The sequence below is a fragment of the Sphingomonas sp. Leaf62 genome, from assembly GCF_001421915.1.
Classification (GTDB): Bacteria; Pseudomonadota; Alphaproteobacteria; order Sphingomonadales; family Sphingomonadaceae; genus Sphingomonas.
Genome location: NZ_LMLN01000029.1, coordinates 114,996 through 130,179, shown reverse-complemented (window position 1 = coordinate 130,179; position 15,184 = coordinate 114,996). Strand labels below are relative to the sequence as shown.

Genomic DNA, 15,184 nt, shown 5'->3' with positions numbered 1-15,184 from the left:
GACCTATGCAGCTTCTCACCGCCCTATCCAGTACCGCTTCCCCGCTGGCGATGCAGGCCGCACCGCTGGCCGGTGCCGCCGCAGACGCGTTTGCCGCGCTGTTCGCCACCATCGTTCCGGCGGGTGGCGACGACGGACGGCAGGCCGCTGCCGATGGCGGCAAGCCATTGCCGGTGACGGGCGTCCCGACAATGCCGGTCGTACCCATGCCGGTTGCCACCACGACGACCGTCGCTGCGCCGGCAGTCGTGCCGGTATCGGCCGTCCCGGTGGTCGCGCCGGTGCTGCCGGGTTCGGCCAGCGAGGCGATCGCGATGGTGCCGGCCGATCCCGCACCGCCGGTCCCGACCGTGCGCGACGCGGTGCCGGTGATCGCCGCCGCCGGGGTGCTGGGTGCGCTCAAGCTGCTGCCCGAGGAAGAGCCGGTCGCGGTCCGCGCGCCCGAACCGAGGCCCGAACAACTGATCCAGCCGATGCCGGCGCGCTTCGCACCACCGCTGCCGGTACGTGCCCGCCGCGCGGCGGAGGAACCGGCCGTTCCGACGCCCGATGGTGACGATGCCGATGCGAGCGAGGACGGCGACGTGCCGGTCGTCATGGCGTCGGCCGATGCGCCGCCGATCGACCAAGCGCCGCCCGACCTGCCGCCGATGATCGCGACGCCCGCCGACGCTCTCGCGCCGGTGCCCGACGACGCCGAGCCGGCGATGAAGCGGATCGGCCCGAAGCTGCCGGATACGGAGCCGGCAGTGACGACCAGCGCCGGCCCTGCGCCGGCCGCATCGGGAACGACGGACGCGCGTCCGGCGATGGTCGGTGGCGATCGCGCCGCCGCGTCCGATGGTTCGGCCATGCCGCCGCCCCGTCGGGTTCCGGGCGCACCGGTGGATACGCCAATCGTCGACCAGCGTCCGGGCGTGGACGGCCTGAAGCCGGTTCGTACCCGCGAAACGCCGACCGCCACCGCCGCCACCGTTCCGCAGGAGGCCACCACCGTGGGGCAGCCGGTTGTCGCAGACGGCAGCCCTGCCCCGGCAGCACGCGCGACGCTGGCAACCGGCAATCGCCGCGTTCCCGACCATCAGCGTGCGGCACCCGTCGAGCCCCCCTCCGCGCCCACCCGGCGGTTCGCACCGGTGGCACTTGGCACGTTGCCCGGTACGCCGACCGTCGATCCGGTGCGACCCGACTGGCAGACCGAGGCTCCCGTCGCCAACGGGTTCGCGCCGATCGCTCCGGGCAATGCCGCCGTGCAACCGCAGCCGGGTGTCGGGCCGATCGCGATCGACATCCCCTCGCCCGCCGTCGATGCGGCCGCACCGCCCGCCGATCCGGTGGCGCCGGTCGCGGTTCCGCCGCCGCTCGCCCGGACGCCGGGCGTTTCGTCGGCCGACGTCGCGCCGGTCGTTGCCCCGCAGATCGTCGCACAGGCCGCGCCGATTGCTGCGCCACGCCGGACGGGTCCGATCGCCGCTGCACGCGATACCGCCCCATCGGCCTCGATCGCCGACAAGCCTGCCGCCCCGATGGTCGATCCGGTTACGCCGGCACCTGTCGCCGAGCCGATCGGGCGCGCACCGGTCGTCGACACCGCGCAACGCATACCGGTCGCGGACGCCGCCACGCGTCCGGCCGATCCGGCAACGGTGCTGATCGATCAGCCGACGGTACCGTTCGCGCTGCCGGCCGGACGCGGGGCCGTCGCGCAACCGATCGCCGAACCGCTGACCCCCAATCGACAGACGATCGCGGGCGAAGCAGGCGCGCCGGTCGTGTCGGTCGCGGCATCGACCGTGCAGCCGACCAAGGCCCCGCCGGTCACCCGCGTCGCGGCCGCACCCACCCCCGAAGCCGTGGCCGAGGTCGCGCTGGCCGACGCTGCGCCCGTGCGTCCGCGCCGCGACGACGATGCGCCGCCGCTGCCGACCCCGGCCGCCCCGGCGATCGACGCCGCGACGCTGCGCCCCGTGTCGGCACCGGTCACCGCCGCGCAACCGCATCTCGACACCCGCCAGCCGCAATGGGTGGAGGGAATGATCGACCGGATCGAGACGCTGCGCGACGCCTCGCCGACGCAGGGCGAAACCCGCATCCGCCTGTCGCCCGACGCGTTGGGCGATGTCGAGGTCGCGATCCGCACGACCGAGGACGGCCGCGTCCATGTGCATTTCAGCAGCGAGAACGCCGATGCCGGCCGCCTGCTCGCCGATGCGCAGCCGCGCCTGCTGCAAATGGCCGAGGCCCGCGGGCTGAAGCTGGGCGGCATGCAGGTCGATGTCGGCACGCAGCAACAGCCATCGCAGCGTCAAGCGCAGGATCAGGGGTCGCAGCAACCGCGCGCGCCCCGCTCCACCTTTGCCGACACGCCGGCGTCCTCCACCCGAACCGATAAACGCATCGCCTGAGGAACCACGACATGAGCGACAAGGAAACGCCGGAAGAAAAGCCGGCCAAGAAGAAGGGCAAGCTGGTCAAGATCCTGGTCATGGTCGTCGGCGTCCTCGTCCTGCTGGGCGGGGGCGTCGGTGCCGGGCTGTATGCCAGCTCGTCGGGACTGATCGGCGGCGGCGGCGAGCACGGCAAGGAGGAACCGCCCGAAGAGAAGAAGGACCTGCCCAAGCTGGTCCCGAAATCGGAAGAGGTGAAGGCCGGTGCCGGTGGTGAAGGCGGCGAGGGCGGCGGTCATGGCGGCGGCGAAGGCGGCGGCGAGGGTGGCGAGGCCGCCCATGGCGACGAGAATAGCCGGCCGACGCCCGAGATGGAGGGCGGCGATCGCTGGGCATCGACCTATTACGCGATGGAGAAGGAATTCACCTCCAACCTGTCCGACAGCACGCACTTCATTCAGGTAGGCGTCGCGATCTCCACCTCGTACGACAACAAGGTGATCGAGAATCTGAAGACCCATGAGATCGCGATTCGCTCCGCCATCCTGCTCGCGCTGGGCGAAACGACCGAGGATCAGGTGTTCACCCCCGAGGGCAAGAAACAGCTGTCGCTGCGCCTGAAGAAGGCGATCAACGACACATTGGAGCAAAAGGAAGGCTTTGGCGGCATCGGTAACGTTTATTTTACCACGTTTGTGGTTCAGTAAACGTCCATGGTTAACAGCCCATCCACCGTGCCCGAAGGCAGCGAACGGAGTCGCCGCACGGCGGCTGCGTCGCATGCGCCGAGCCTGGGTGCGGCGAACCTCAATCCGTTCGGCGATCTGCGCGCGCTCGAACACCTGTCGGCCCGCATGGCGCGGTCGTTGCGGCAGGTGTTCGAACCGCTGTTGCGCAAGGGGGTCAAGAGCTGGTCGGAACCGGTCGAGGTCGACCGGTTCGCGGGCTATTGCGCGGCGCGGCGTCCCTATGGGCTGACCGGGTGGGTGCCGCTGACGCTGTCGACCGGGGGAAGCCCGGCGATCATCGTCATCGACGGTACCTTCCTGCTCGAAACGCTCGACACCTTCTTCGGCGGGTTCGGCGAAGCGCCCAATCCGATGCCGATCGAATTCTCCCCCGCCGCCGAAGCGATGCTGCGCCGGCTGGCGAGCGCGATCGCCGCGCCGCTGGGCGAGGCATGGGGGCCGTTGGCCGGCATCGCCTTCGAACCCGGCACACCCGAGGCCAATCCGGCGATGATGGGTGCGATCGACGGCGAGGATGCGGTGATCGCGACGCGGTTCGGCATCCAGCCGGGCGATGCGATGCTGCCGACCTATATCGACATCCTGTATCCGGTCGCGGCGCTCAAGCCCCATGCGCCGCAGCTGTCGACCAAGGTCCATGGCCGCAGCGCGCCCGATCCCAAATGGCTGTCGGGGCTGACGCGGGCGGTGATGACGGTGAAGCTGCCCGTCCGGTCGGTGCTGGCCGAACCGGTCGTGTCGCTCGCCACCTTGCTCGAGCTGAAGGAAGGCGACATCATCCCGATCAATTTCGGGCCGCAGGTACCGGTATGGGTGTCGAACCGGCGGCTGGGAACCGGCACGGTCGGCACCGCCAACGGGCAGGCCGCGATCAAGCTGAACTCCATCGACCCGGGCTTCGAAGAGGAATTCCAATGAACGAGATGACCGGTGGCTTCCCCGCCGAGGCGTCGCTCGCCACCAATTTCAAGCTGTTGCAGGATGTCGACGTCCGCCTGACCGTCGAGATCGGGTCGACGCAGCTGACGCTGCGCGAATTGCTGGCGCTGAGTGAAACGAGCGTGATCGAACTGGACCGCGGTGCCAACGAACTGCTCGACGTGTTCGTCAACGGCACGCTGATCGGGCGCGGCGAGGTGGTGACCGTCGGCGACCGGTTCGGCGTGCGGATGACCGAACTGGTCAGCCCCGACAAGCGGGTCAGCCGCTGATGATGTGGTCGTACATCCTGAAGCTCGTCATCCTGCTGCCGCTGGTGTGCGGGCTGATGATCGGCTGCCTGTATCTGTGGCGCCGGCTCGAAGCGCGGATGCCGGGCAATCAGGGGGAGCGGCTGGTCAAGGTGCGCGAGACGATGATGGTGTCGACCGGCACCAAGATCGCGGTGCTGGAATTTCAGGGCCGGCAGCTGCTGGTCTCGGTCAGCCGTAACGGCGTGACCCTGCTCGACCGGGGCGACAAGTGAACAGGTTGAGCACGACGTTCGACCCGCTGCTGGCCCGGATGCGCCATCGTCCGGCGGCAGTTGCGCGGCGGCGTGCGATGATGGCGACGCCCGCCCCCGCACGCGTCGTGAAGGTTGCGCGCCCGTCGCGCACGCGGGCCAACTGGCGGTTCGAACTCGTACTCGCGGCGATCGGCATCGCGCTGATGCTGTTCCTTGCGGTGCCAGCGATGGCACAGGCGCCGGCCGCGCCCGCCCCTGCCCCCGGTGCCGCCGACGCGCTCGACCGCGCGCTGGGCCAGCTGGGCGGCGGCAACGACGCGCCGATGGCGCTGTCGCTGCAGATCCTCATCATCATGGGGCTGTTGTCGGTCCTGCCCAGCATCCTGCTGATGATGACCAGCTTTACGCGGATCATCATCGTGCTGGCGGTGCTGCGCCAGGCGCTGGGGCTGCAACAGTCGCCCCCCAATCAGGTGCTGATCGGCCTGTCGCTGTTCCTGTCGCTGTTCGTGATGTCGCCCGTGATCGGGCGGATCAACGATACCGCGATCAAGCCCTATGCCGCCGGGCAGATCAATTCGACCCAGATGATCGAGAACGCCAGCCTGCCGCTCCACGCCTTCATGCTGAAGCAGACCCGAACCAAGGACGTGACGATGTTCGCGCAGATGGCGAAGAGCGGCCCGATCGCCTCGCCCGCCGACACGCCGTTTTCGATCCTGCTGCCCGCCTTCGTCACCAGCGAGCTGAAGACCGCGTTCCAGATCGCGTTCCTGATCTTCCTGCCGTTCATCGTCGTCGATCTGGTGGTGGCGACGGTCCTGATGTCGCTGGGCATGATGATGCTGTCGCCGACGATCATCTCGCTGCCGTTCAAATTGCTGCTGTTCGTGCTGGTCGATGGCTGGGCGCTGACCATGGGCAGCCTTGCCGCGTCGTTCGTGAGTTAGCGCGCATGGACGCGAGCTATTTCATGACCGTCGCGCGCGAGGCGATGTGGGTGCTGGCGCTGGTCGCGGCACCGATCCTGATCCCGGCGCTGGTCGCCGGCCTGATCCTCGGCATGATCCAGGCGGCGACGTCGATCAACGAACAGACGCTGTCGTTCGTGCCGAAGCTGGCGGTGGTCGGCATCAGCCTTGCGGTGTTCGGCAGCCTGATCCTCGGGCTGCTCAGCGATTTCACGACGAGCATCTTCGAGCGGATTCCGGATCTGGTGCGGTGATCTTCGCGGCCGCTACCTGCGCGCCCTCCGTCCTTCCGGCGGAGACCGGAATCCATGGATGGGGCGACGGTCGCGCGCTTTCGACAGCATCCGACACAATGGATTCCGGCCTCCGCCGAAAGGACGGGGTGGGCGTAGCTGGCGGTTTGCCTATTCCGAGCTTTACCCCCGCGCAGGCGGGGGTACGGTTGGCGGCGAACCGGCCATGCTAGGCTTCGGCCTTGCGGTCGAACCGCAGCTCTGGGCGCTCCTGTTCACCATGGTCCGGGTCGGCGCGGCGTTCATTATCGCGCCGGTGTTCGGGGCGGTGGCGATGCCGGTGCAGGTGCGCGTGCTGCTGTCGGGGGCGATCGCGGTGCTGGTGCTGCACGCGCAGGCCTTTGCCATTCCGACCGACATCTTTTCGCTCACCACCTTCCTCGCCATCGCGGCAGAGGGGCTGGTCGGCCTCGCCATCGGGCTCGTTCTCCAGATCGCGTTCGCCGCGCCGGTGATCGCCGCCGAGGTCATCGGCATCTCGATGGGCATCGGCTTCGCGGCGATGGTTGATCCGCAGAATGGGGCGCAAAGCCCTGCATTAGGGACCTTCTTGTCGGTGCTGTTGACGTTGCTGTTCCTGTCGCTCGACGGGCATCTGATCCTGATCGACATGCTGGTCCGGTCCTATGAACTGCTGCCTCCCGGCGCGGCGTGGCTGACGCCCGCGAAGCTGCAGAACATCGCGATCTTCGGCGGCTATGCGTTCCTGTCGGGGCTGTTGCTGGCGCTGCCGGTCGGGTTCCTGCTGCTGTGCCTGAACCTCGTCATGGGCATGTTGTCGCGCTCCGCCCCCGCGCTCAACCTGTTCGCAGTCGGCCTGCCCGCCAGCCTGTTCGTCGGGGTCATCGCGCTGTTCGTCGCATTGCCGGCGATGACCGATTACATGCTGGTCGTCGTGCAGGAGGCACTCGAAGCCGCGCACACGCTGGTGCTGGGATGAGCGAGGACAAAACCGAAAGCCCAACCCAGAAGCGCCTCGACAAGGCGCGCGAAGACGGCGACGTCCTCAAGTCCAAGGAACTGGGCACCGCGCTGGTCATCCTCGCGGGGTGCGGCTGGCTGGCGATGTTCGGGCCGACGCTGGTCGCCGCGTGCAAGGCGGTGATGACCGCCAGCTTCCGGTTCGGCCGCGCCGATGTCGAGGATTTCCAGCCTTGGCGGCCGCTGGTCGAGGCCGGATGGAAGCTGGCGGTGCCGGTCGGCAGCGTGCTGGTCTTTGCCGTCGTCGCCAGCATCGTGACGCAGGCGGGACTGACCGGCATCCGCTTCAACGGCGGCGCGCTGGCCCCCAAGGGGTCGCGGATCAACCCGGCATCGGGCATGAAGCGCGTGTTCGGGACGCAGGGCTGGATCGAACTCGGCAAGTCGCTGCTGAAGGTCATCCTGCTCGGCGCGATCGGCTATGTGATGCTGAAATCGGCGGCGGTCAGCTCGATGGGGCTGGTGTCGTCGAACGTCGAACAGGCGATTTCGGACCTGGGCGGCACGTTCCTGACGCTGTTGTTCGTGATGGCGGGCGGGCTGGTGCTGATCGCCGGCCTTGACGTACCGCTGGCGATCTTCCAGCGGATGAGCCGTCTGCAGATGACCAAGCAGGAAGTGCGCGACGAACATAAGGAAAGCGACGGCGATCCGCATGTGAAGGCGCAGATCCGCCAGCGGCGGCACGACATCCTGAAGGGCGGTTTCAAGGCGGCGGTGGGCGAGGCGCATGTCGTGCTGACCAACCCGACCCATTTCGCGGTCGCGCTGCGCTACGAACACGGTCGCGATCAGGTGCCGGTGGTGGTCGCCAAGGGGCGTGGCGCCACCGCGCTCGCGATCCGCGAACTGGCGGCGGAAGCGAAGATCCCGATGCTGGAATATCCGCAGCTCGCCCGCGCCGTCTATTACACCAGCAAGCAGGGGCAGGAGGTTCGCGACGACCTGTATCTCGCCATCGCGACGGTTCTGGCGTTCGTCTTCGGCGTCAACCGGCAGGCGGGCGGAATCCAGCCGCCGGTCACCGTGCCGCCCGAGGCGCGCTTCGATGAAAACGGAAAGATTTCCGCTTAAACGTCCCTAAAGATTTCCGCGCTGCTGCCGCTTGATAGGGGGAGAGTGCGCGGGAGAAGACGATGGCGACCACGACCAGCACAGCGACCGCGTCGACCACGACGATTCCCAAGACGACGACGACCAAGGCCACGACTCCGAACCTTGCCAACGCGCTGGGTGCCGGTTCGGGCGTCGACACCGCCGCGCTGGTCAAGAGCCTGGTCGAGGCGCAGTTCGCCAACAAGAACGCGCAGCTGACCAAGAAATCCGATGTGCTGACCGCGCAGATTTCATCGGTCGCCGAATTGAAGTCGGGCATCAACGAATTCGCGACCGCCCTGACGACGCTGGCCGAATCGAGCGGCCTCAAGACCCAGCTGAGCAGCAGCGGTCCGGCGGTCAGGGTGTCGGTGGCGAGCGGCAAGACCGTCACCAGCCTGAACGCCAGCGTGACCGTCGCCCGCCTCGCCACGTCGCAGGTGGCGGTGACCAAGGATTCGTTCAGCACCACCGGGTCGGTCGGCACCGGCACGCTCCAGCTGAAGCTCGGCAGCGTCGGCGCGGACGGCACCTTCACCGCGAACGGCACGACGATTCCGCCGATCGCCATCGATGCCGGCGATGCGACCTCGTTGCAGAAGGTCGCCGACAAGATCACCGCGGCCAAGGCGGGCGTGACCGCCAGCGTCGTGAACGACGCCAATGGCCAGCGACTGGTGCTGCGCAGCACCGATGGCGCGAACCAGGCCTTCACCATGACCGCCACCCCCGACAGCGGCAGCGCGGTGCCCGGGCTGGAGCGGCTGAACGTCGATTTCGACAGCAGCACCACCGACGGTGCCGAGGTCGTGACCCGCGCGGGCAATGCGGTGTTCAGCGTCGACGGCGTGCCGATGGTCAGCGCGTCGAACACGATTACCGGTGCGGACGGCGTGAAGCTGGAGCTGAAGGCGGTGACGACCGACGGCCCGGTCACGCTCAGTTCGTCGCGACCGACCGACGCGCTGAAGGAGGCGGTGAAGAACGTCGTCGAGGCGTATAACAACATGCTGGCGTCGGTGAACAAGGCGACCGACCCGATCACCGGCGACCTGCGCGCCGACCCGGCCGCGCAGTCGCTGAAGCGGTCGCTGCAGAAGCTGAGCATCGCCGACCTGACCGGCAAGACCGACGGCAGCCCGACGACGTTGGCGCGGATCGGCGTCGCGACCAACAATGACGGGTCGCTGCGCGTCGATGACGCTTTGCTGTCGGCGGCACTGATCGACAATCCCGACGCGGTCGAGGCGATGTTTGTGCCCGGTACCGGCAACGACAAGACGGGCGGCCAGAGCCTGCCCGCCGCGCTCAACCGTATCGCGATTGCGGCGAAGAGCACGACGCTGGGGCTGGGCGCGAGCGACAAGCGCTATGCCGAGGCGCAGACCAATCTGGCCAAGGAACAGGCCAAGGTCGCCGATCAGACCGAAACGACCTCCACCCGGATGACGCAGCAGTTCGCGGCGTCCGAAGCACGCGTCGCCGCGTACAAGGCACAGCAGACCTTCATGGAAAACCAGATCAAGATGTGGACGCGGAGCGAATAATGACCCGCTATGCCACCGCCCTTTCCGGCGATCCCGCCCAGACCTATCGATCGGTCGACCTTGCCGCGCGCACCGGCGGCGCGGACCCGCACGCGCTGGTGTCGCTGTTGTACGAAGAAGCGGTCCGGGCGCTGCGGTCGGCGGCGTGGGCGACCGACAACCGCCAATATGCGATGAAGAGCGACCGGGTGACCCGTGCGACCGCGATCCTGTTCGCGCTGGAAGCGGGTCTCGATTTCGACAAGGGCGGCGACCTGTCGCAGACCCTGTCGCGGCTCTACACGTCCTTGCGCGAACAGATCGTCAATGCCAGCATCGGGCAGGATGCACGCCCCTTCCTGAACGCCGCCGCGTCGCTGACCGATATCGCCGAGGCATGGGAAGCGGTACGGCCGCGTTGAGGCTGGCAAGCGCGGCGATGATCGGTTAGCGCTGCGGCCATGAAGCAACCGCATATCGTCGCGCTGGGGGGCACGCTGCGCCCCACCTCGGGAACCGCCGCCGCGCTGGAGCGGGCGCTGACCCATGCCGCGACGCTGGGTGCGCGCACGACGCTCCTGACCGGGCCGGCGATCGACTTTCCGAACTACGAACCCGAAACGGCGGGCAGCAATGCGCGCATCCAGTCGTTCCTGCGCGCGCTGCGCGATGCCGACGGGATTATCATCGGGTCGCCCGGCTATCACGGTACGCTGTCGGGGCTGGTCAAGAACGCGCTCGACCATGTCGAGATGCTGCGCCGCGACGACCGCGTCTATTTCGACGGACTGCCGGTCGGGCTGGTGGCGACCGCCGCCGGGTGGCAGGCGGCGGTGGCGACGCTCGGCACGCTGCGCACCGTCGCCCATGCGCTGCGCGGCTGGCCGACGCCGATCGGGGTAGCGATCAACACCGTCGAGGATGGTGCGATCGACAAGGCGGACGGCCAGTTGCGGCTGATGGTCGAACAGATGATCGGTTTCGCCGCGCGGTAAGGCGGACCAACGACACGTTCGGCCATTCTCATTGCGCCCGCGCCGTTCTAAAGGCTGGCGCATGGACTGTTTCACGCTTCGCAACGGCACGCTCCATGCCGAGGATGTCAGCCTGCCCGCCATCGCCGATGCGGTCGGGACCCCCGTCTATGTCTATTCGACCGCGACGCTCGAACGGCATGTCCGCGTGTTTCGCGATGCGGTGGCCGGGCTCGGCACCGGCGAACCGCTGGTCGCGTTCGCGGTAAAGGCCAATCCGAACAAGGCGGTATTGGCGACGCTCGCCCGCGCCGGCATGGGGGCCGATGTCGTGTCGGGCGGTGAGCTGTACCGCGCGCTCGACGCCGGCATGGACCCGGACAAGATCGTATTCTCGGGCGTCGGCAAGACCGCCGACGAAATGGCGCAGGGGCTGAATGCGGGCATCGGCCAGTTCAACGTCGAATCGGAACCCGAACTCGACATGCTGTCGGCGGTCGCCACCCGCCTCGGCACGGTCGCGCGGATCGCGATCCGGGTGAACCCCGACGTCGTCGCCGGCACCCATGCGAAGATTTCGACGGGCGGCAAGGAGAACAAGTTCGGCATCGATTACCATGCCGCCCCCGCCGCCTATGCCCATGCCGCAGCGCTGCCCGGTATTCAGGTGCGCGGCGTCGCGGTGCATATCGGCAGCCAGCTCACCGATCTCGTGCCGCTGGCAGAGGCGTTCGACCGGGTCGGTGCGCTGATCGCCGAACTGCGCGCCGCCGGTCACACGATCACCCATGCCGATCTGGGCGGTGGACTGGGCGTACCCTATGACCCGGTTCGGCCGTTGCCGCCCAGCCCGGCCGACTATGGCGCGATGGTCGCCCGCGCGACCGCCGGCTGGGACGCACGGCTGATGTTCGAACCCGGTCGGTTGATCGTTGCCAATGCTGGGGTGCTGGTGTCGCGCGTCATCCGCGTGAAGCAGGGGGCGACCGCGCCGTTCGTCGTCGTCGACGCGGCGATGAACGACCTGCTGCGCCCCAGCCTGTACGACGCCTATCACGACATCCGTGCCGTCCGCCCGACCGGGGAACGTGCCGTGACCAACATCGTCGGCCCGGTGTGCGAGACCGGCGACACCTTCGCGCTGGGTCGTGAGATGGATGTGGTCGCCGCCGACGATCTGGTCGCGTTCATGACCGCCGGCGCGTATGGCGCGACCATGGCCTCCACCTACAATTCGCGCGCGCTGGTGCCCGAGGTGCTGGTGGCGGGCGACCGGTTCGCGGTCGTGCGCGAACGCCCGCCGATCGCGGCACTGGCCGAGGCCGATCGCCTGCCGCCCTGGCTGTGAACGGGCTGCCGATCCTGCTGCGCACCGCCGGGCGGCGTGTCATCCTTGTCGGGGAGGGCGAGCCGGCCGATGCCAAGCGCCGCCTGCTCGAACGCAGCGGGCTGACCGTCGTCGCCGACGACGCCCACGCCCGCATCGCGGTGGTCGCGGTCGAGGACGATGCCGAGGCGCGCACGGCGATCGACGGGCTGAAGGCGCGCGGCATCCTCGTCAACGCCGTCGACCGGCCCGCCGATTGCGACTTCACCCTGCCCGCGATCGTCGACCGGTCGCCGATCCTGATCGCGATCTCGACCGGCGGCGTGTCGGCGGGGCTGGCAGCGGCGATCCGCCAGCGGCTGGAGGCGATCCTGCCCGCCGGGGTCGGGCGGCTGGCCGAGGGGCTGGGCGCGGCGCGCGCGGCGTTGCGTATCCGCTTTCCCGATGGCGGCGACCGCCGCCGCGCAATCGGTGCGGCGATCGCGGCGGGCGGACCGCTCGACCCGATGGTGCCGCATGCCGACGATGCGGTCGCGCGGTGGCTGGACGGGGTCGCAGCGGTCGCCGGCCGGGTCGCGGTGATCCGGCTGCGGTCCGCCGATCCCGACGACCTGACGCTGCGCGAGGCCCGCTGGCTGGGACAGGCCGACCGCATCCATCACGCGCCGCACGTGCCGGCGGCGATCCTCGACCGTGCGCGCGCCGATGCCGTGCGGATCATGGAACCCGTGCCCGCCGAGCCGCTGCCCGGCCTGACGATCGATCTCGCATGACGTGCTCGGCATGGCATATCGAGGGGGGCAAGGCGACGCCGGTCGACCCGCTGACGGCAATCGATACGACGGGCGGCTTCACGTGGATCCACCTGCACGGCGAAGGCGATCAGGTCGCGCTGTGGCTGCGCGACCATGCCCATTTGCCCGAATATGTCATCGAGCCGCTGACCGCCGTCGAGACGCGACCGCGCTGCGACGCGATCGGCAAGGGGGCGTTCGTCAACCTGCGCGGCCTGTCCGACGACGTGCTGAGCAGCGCCGATCCGCTCGCCTCGGTCCGGCTCTATGCCAGCGCCGGGCGGGTCCATTCGGTCACGCGCCGCCGGCTGACCGCCTTCCATACGGTGGTCGACCGGGTCGAAGGTGGCGGCGTCGCCGATCCCGGCGACCTGATCGTCGCCTTTGCCAGCGCGATCACCGAACAGCTCGATCCGTTGATCGCCGATCTGGGCGACACGCTCGACGAATGCGAAGAGGCGCTCGACCCGACCCGCATCTTCGAACAGCGGCGCGCGGTGACCCATACCCGCGTCCGCGCGATCGGTTATCGCCGATTCCTCGTGCCGCAGCGCTCGGCACTCGAAAAACTCGGCCAGTTGCAGGGCGACTGGCTGCAACAGGACGACCGCCTGCACCTCGCCGCCGCCGCCGACCGCGCCGCCCGCATGGCCGAGGAAGTCGATTCGATCCGCGAACGCGCCGCGCTGATCCATGAGACGCTGACTGACCTGCGCGCCGAACAGTTGGACCAGCGATCGTTGCAGATTGCGATCGCGGCGATGGTCTTCCTGCCGCTGACCTTCCTGACCGGTCTGCTCGGCATGAATGTGAAGGGCATTCCCTTTGCCGACGAACCATGGGCCTTTGCCGGCGTGGTCGGGCTGTGCGTCGTCATGAGCGGCGTGATCGTCGCATGGTTCGCGCGTAGGCACTGGATCGCGCGGTAGCGAAGCAGGCCCGCATCGCCCTCAATCGTCGGGGGGAAGGTCGTCCGGCCAGAAATCGGGGTCGGAATCGGCCTGTACCACTACCGGCCGGGGCAGCGTCGGCACCGCGCCATCGAACGCGATCCGGATTGCCGCGCCCATCGCGGTCACCTGTTGAAAGATCGCCGCGACGTCCCGTCCGCTGCGCAACATGCCGACGATCCATGCCGCGCGGTCGGCCGTCAGATAGCCGATCTGGACCCCGCGCGCGCTCAGCACCATTACCGCATGCGGGTCGACCGGATTGCGCGGTTCGGGGACCAGCGTCACCGCCTCCCCCGGCGCGCACAGCAGTATCTCGAACCGGCGGTTGCCGCCGCCGCGATTGGGATGGTCGGCCCCGACGACATGCAGGCTCAACTCACGCATCGCGCAAGCTCCGTGCAAACCGTTCGGTCAGGCTGCGAAAGGTGATCGACCAGCGCGGTTCGGCCATCGGGGCGATACCATGTTCCCAGTCCCAGCGCGCCTCTCCGGTCAGGTGATAGGCGCCGCCCGCGACCAGCGGCAGCGCGAACCGGTCGAACCCACCCTCGCGCCGCCGTCGGAAGCGCAGCGTCGCGGGCGCACCGATCGACAGGCCGACGACATGTTCGAACACCGGCCGGTCGCGATGCCAGCCGATGCCGGCACCCGGATCGTACCGGATCAGCAGCGCCTGCACCAGCGCGTCGGGACGTAGCCCGGCGAACGCCGCCGCCCGCGCGCGCACCGCCAGCAGCCAGTCGGGCATCGGCTCGGCGCGCCCCACGCGGCCCTGCTCGAAATCATAATGCCAGCCATAGGACACCGTCCGCCGCAGCCCGGTCCATTGCTGGAACCGGAAGGGGACGAGCGGCGCGGTATCGATCGCCGCCGCCAGCACCGGCAATTCGTCGTCCGCCACCAGTCCGGGCCGATGGGTCAGCCCGGGCAGCACCGGTTCGGCGGCGAAGAGGTCGAGTTGCGGCATCGATGGAACGCAACATGGGTCGGCGGCGTCTGTCCATCAACCAAGGGCGACGGTCACGATCGCCCGAAAAATCGGGGACTCCTTCATGCCACAGCATAGCGCCGGCATCCTGCTCTATCGTCGAACGCCCCGGCCGGCGGTGCTGCTCGTCCATCCCGGTGGCCCGTTCTGGGCGCGACGGCATGTCGGCGCGTGGCAGATTCCCAAGGGGCAGATCGAACCCGACGAAGCGGTCGAGGACGCCGCACGCCGCGAAGTGGCCGAGGAACTGGGCGTCACCGTCACTGGCCCGCTCGAACCGCTCGGCATGGTGCGACAGGCGGGCGGCAAGTCGGTATCGGCCTTCGCCGCCGAACAAGATGTCGATACCGGGGCGATCACCAGCATCCTGTTCGAAATCGAATGGCCCCCCCGCAGCGGCCGTCGCCGCAGCTTTCCGGAAGTCGACGCGGCGCGGTGGATGCCGGTCGCCGAGGCCCGCACGCTGATGCTGAAGAGCCAGCTGCCGCTGCTCGACCGAATCGAACCGTTGCTGGAGTAGGCCGTTCGGTTCCAACGCAGGTTCGTGCCCGTACCTTCGTCATTCCAGCGCAGGCGGGAGGCCATACACGCCAAAGGTTGCGGCTCAGGCAAGATCGTTGGCGGATATGGATTCCCGCCTTCGCGGGAATGACGAAGGGGCGACGTAGCATCACACCAATCCCCAACCGTCATCCCGGC

The 15,184-nt window shown here is 68.7% G+C and carries 18 protein-coding genes; 16 read left to right on the top strand and 2 right to left on the bottom strand.

The features are described from left to right. The first annotated feature begins 5 nt into the window (after window positions 1-5). The 15 genes from ASE91_RS14945 to ASE91_RS14875 all read left to right on the top strand — a co-directional run bounded on the left by ASE91_RS14945 (window position 6) and on the right by ASE91_RS14875 (window position 13,473). Complete coding sequence (locus ASE91_RS14945) at window positions 6-2,405, top strand: flagellar hook-length control protein FliK (protein ID WP_162233669.1); 2,400 nt, start codon at window positions 6-8, stop codon at window positions 2,403-2,405. An 11-nt stretch (window positions 2,406-2,416) separates the two neighbouring features. Further along, window positions 2,417-3,094, top strand: a complete 678-nt coding sequence (locus ASE91_RS14940; protein ID WP_056002744.1) for a flagellar basal body-associated FliL family protein — start codon at window positions 2,417-2,419, stop codon at window positions 3,092-3,094. A 6-nt stretch (window positions 3,095-3,100) separates the two neighbouring features. Beyond that, on the top strand, window positions 3,101-4,054 hold the full coding sequence (locus ASE91_RS14935) for a flagellar motor switch protein FliM (protein ID WP_056002742.1): 954 nt from the start codon (window positions 3,101-3,103) through the stop codon (window positions 4,052-4,054). Continuing rightward, complete coding sequence (fliN, locus tag ASE91_RS14930) at window positions 4,051-4,347, top strand: flagellar motor switch protein FliN (RefSeq protein ID WP_056002739.1); 297 nt, start codon at window positions 4,051-4,053, stop codon at window positions 4,345-4,347. The genes ASE91_RS14935 and fliN overlap by 4 nt, the downstream gene beginning before the upstream one ends. Beyond that, window positions 4,347-4,601, top strand: coding sequence for a FliO/MopB family protein (locus ASE91_RS14925; protein WP_056002736.1), 255 nt, complete (start codon window positions 4,347-4,349; stop codon window positions 4,599-4,601). Before fliN ends, ASE91_RS14925 begins: the two co-directional genes overlap by 1 nt. A 5-nt stretch (window positions 4,602-4,606) precedes the next feature. Continuing rightward, on the top strand, window positions 4,607-5,533 hold the full coding sequence (gene fliP, locus ASE91_RS14920; protein WP_443024549.1) for a flagellar type III secretion system pore protein FliP: 927 nt from the start codon (window positions 4,607-4,609) through the stop codon (window positions 5,531-5,533). 5 nt (window positions 5,534-5,538) lie between these two features. Continuing rightward, window positions 5,539-5,808, top strand: a complete 270-nt coding sequence (gene fliQ, locus ASE91_RS14915; protein WP_056627437.1) for a flagellar biosynthesis protein FliQ — start codon at window positions 5,539-5,541, stop codon at window positions 5,806-5,808. 205 nt (window positions 5,809-6,013) lie between these two features. Beyond that, the gene (fliR, locus tag ASE91_RS14910; RefSeq protein WP_056627434.1) at window positions 6,014-6,787 is read left to right on the top strand and encodes a flagellar biosynthetic protein FliR; all 774 of its coding nucleotides are present in this window, start codon (window positions 6,014-6,016) and stop codon (window positions 6,785-6,787) included. Beyond that, complete coding sequence (locus ASE91_RS14905; RefSeq protein WP_056002727.1) at window positions 6,784-7,902, top strand: EscU/YscU/HrcU family type III secretion system export apparatus switch protein; 1,119 nt, start codon at window positions 6,784-6,786, stop codon at window positions 7,900-7,902. The genes fliR and ASE91_RS14905 overlap by 4 nt, the downstream gene beginning before the upstream one ends. 62 nt (window positions 7,903-7,964) lie before the next feature. Next, window positions 7,965-9,470 (top strand): flagellar filament capping protein FliD, encoded by a 1,506-nt coding sequence (fliD, locus tag ASE91_RS14900; RefSeq protein WP_056627431.1) that lies wholly within the window; start codon window positions 7,965-7,967, stop codon window positions 9,468-9,470. Then, window positions 9,470-9,871: a flagellar export chaperone FliS gene (locus ASE91_RS14895; RefSeq protein WP_056002721.1), complete on the top strand. Its 402-nt coding sequence runs from the start codon at window positions 9,470-9,472 to the stop codon at window positions 9,869-9,871. The genes fliD and ASE91_RS14895 overlap by 1 nt, the downstream gene beginning before the upstream one ends. 39 nt (window positions 9,872-9,910) lie before the next feature. Next, a complete protein-coding gene (locus ASE91_RS14890; protein WP_056002718.1) occupies window positions 9,911-10,444 on the top strand; it encodes an NADPH-dependent FMN reductase in 534 nt (177 codons plus the stop codon). Between the two features lie 61 nt (window positions 10,445-10,505). Continuing rightward, entirely contained in the window at window positions 10,506-11,771 is a 1,266-nt protein-coding gene (gene lysA, locus ASE91_RS14885) for a diaminopimelate decarboxylase (RefSeq protein WP_056627427.1), read from the top strand. Next, a complete protein-coding gene (locus tag ASE91_RS14880) occupies window positions 11,768-12,523 on the top strand; it encodes a precorrin-2 dehydrogenase/sirohydrochlorin ferrochelatase family protein (RefSeq protein ID WP_056627424.1) in 756 nt (251 codons plus the stop codon). Before lysA ends, ASE91_RS14880 begins: the two co-directional genes overlap by 4 nt. Further along, complete coding sequence (locus ASE91_RS14875; protein WP_056627421.1) at window positions 12,520-13,473, top strand: zinc transporter ZntB; 954 nt, start codon at window positions 12,520-12,522, stop codon at window positions 13,471-13,473. Before ASE91_RS14880 ends, ASE91_RS14875 begins: the two co-directional genes overlap by 4 nt. A 21-nt stretch (window positions 13,474-13,494) precedes the next feature. Here ASE91_RS14875 and ASE91_RS14870 read toward each other — a convergent pair whose 3' ends face one another. Then, window positions 13,495-13,881, bottom strand: coding sequence for an HIRAN domain-containing protein (locus ASE91_RS14870; protein ID WP_235530508.1), 387 nt, complete (start codon window positions 13,879-13,881; stop codon window positions 13,495-13,497). Continuing rightward, the gene (locus tag ASE91_RS14865; RefSeq protein WP_056627418.1) at window positions 13,874-14,464 is read right to left on the bottom strand and encodes an alpha-ketoglutarate-dependent dioxygenase AlkB; all 591 of its coding nucleotides are present in this window, start codon (window positions 14,462-14,464) and stop codon (window positions 13,874-13,876) included. The genes ASE91_RS14870 and ASE91_RS14865 overlap by 8 nt, the downstream gene beginning before the upstream one ends. A gap of 85 nt (window positions 14,465-14,549) precedes the next feature. On the opposite strand from ASE91_RS14865, the gene ASE91_RS14860 reads away from it, so the two are divergent. Then, complete coding sequence (locus ASE91_RS14860; protein WP_056002705.1) at window positions 14,550-15,005, top strand: NUDIX domain-containing protein; 456 nt, start codon at window positions 14,550-14,552, stop codon at window positions 15,003-15,005. Window positions 15,006-15,184 lie beyond the last annotated feature (179 nt).

What these genes read in the sequence shown, in the direction of transcription:
- ASE91_RS14945 (WP_162233669.1), top strand. Translation starts at nt 6, where the DNA reads ATGCAGCTTCTCACCGCCCTATCCAGTACCGCTTCCCCGCTGGCGATG.
- ASE91_RS14940 (WP_056002744.1), top strand. Translation starts at nt 2,417, where the DNA reads ATGAGCGACAAGGAAACGCCGGAAGAAAAGCCGGCCAAGAAGAAGGGC.
- ASE91_RS14935 (WP_056002742.1), top strand. Translation starts at nt 3,101, where the DNA reads ATGGTTAACAGCCCATCCACCGTGCCCGAAGGCAGCGAACGGAGTCGC.
- fliN (WP_056002739.1), top strand. Translation starts at nt 4,051, where the DNA reads ATGAACGAGATGACCGGTGGCTTCCCCGCCGAGGCGTCGCTCGCCACC.
- ASE91_RS14925 (WP_056002736.1), top strand. Translation starts at nt 4,347, where the DNA reads ATGATGTGGTCGTACATCCTGAAGCTCGTCATCCTGCTGCCGCTGGTG.
- fliQ (WP_056627437.1), top strand. Translation starts at nt 5,539, where the DNA reads ATGGACGCGAGCTATTTCATGACCGTCGCGCGCGAGGCGATGTGGGTG.
- fliR (WP_056627434.1), top strand. Translation starts at nt 6,014, where the DNA reads ATGCTAGGCTTCGGCCTTGCGGTCGAACCGCAGCTCTGGGCGCTCCTG.
- ASE91_RS14905 (WP_056002727.1), top strand. Translation starts at nt 6,784, where the DNA reads ATGAGCGAGGACAAAACCGAAAGCCCAACCCAGAAGCGCCTCGACAAG.
- fliD (WP_056627431.1), top strand. Translation starts at nt 7,965, where the DNA reads ATGGCGACCACGACCAGCACAGCGACCGCGTCGACCACGACGATTCCC.
- ASE91_RS14895 (WP_056002721.1), top strand. Translation starts at nt 9,470, where the DNA reads ATGACCCGCTATGCCACCGCCCTTTCCGGCGATCCCGCCCAGACCTAT.
- ASE91_RS14890 (WP_056002718.1), top strand. Translation starts at nt 9,911, where the DNA reads ATGAAGCAACCGCATATCGTCGCGCTGGGGGGCACGCTGCGCCCCACC.
- lysA (WP_056627427.1), top strand. Translation starts at nt 10,506, where the DNA reads ATGGACTGTTTCACGCTTCGCAACGGCACGCTCCATGCCGAGGATGTC.
- ASE91_RS14875 (WP_056627421.1), top strand. Translation starts at nt 12,520, where the DNA reads ATGACGTGCTCGGCATGGCATATCGAGGGGGGCAAGGCGACGCCGGTC.
- ASE91_RS14870 (WP_235530508.1), bottom strand. Translation starts at nt 13,881, where the DNA reads ATGCGTGAGTTGAGCCTGCATGTCGTCGGGGCCGACCATCCCAATCGC.
- ASE91_RS14865 (WP_056627418.1), bottom strand. Translation starts at nt 14,464, where the DNA reads ATGCCGCAACTCGACCTCTTCGCCGCCGAACCGGTGCTGCCCGGGCTG.
- ASE91_RS14860 (WP_056002705.1), top strand. Translation starts at nt 14,550, where the DNA reads ATGCCACAGCATAGCGCCGGCATCCTGCTCTATCGTCGAACGCCCCGG.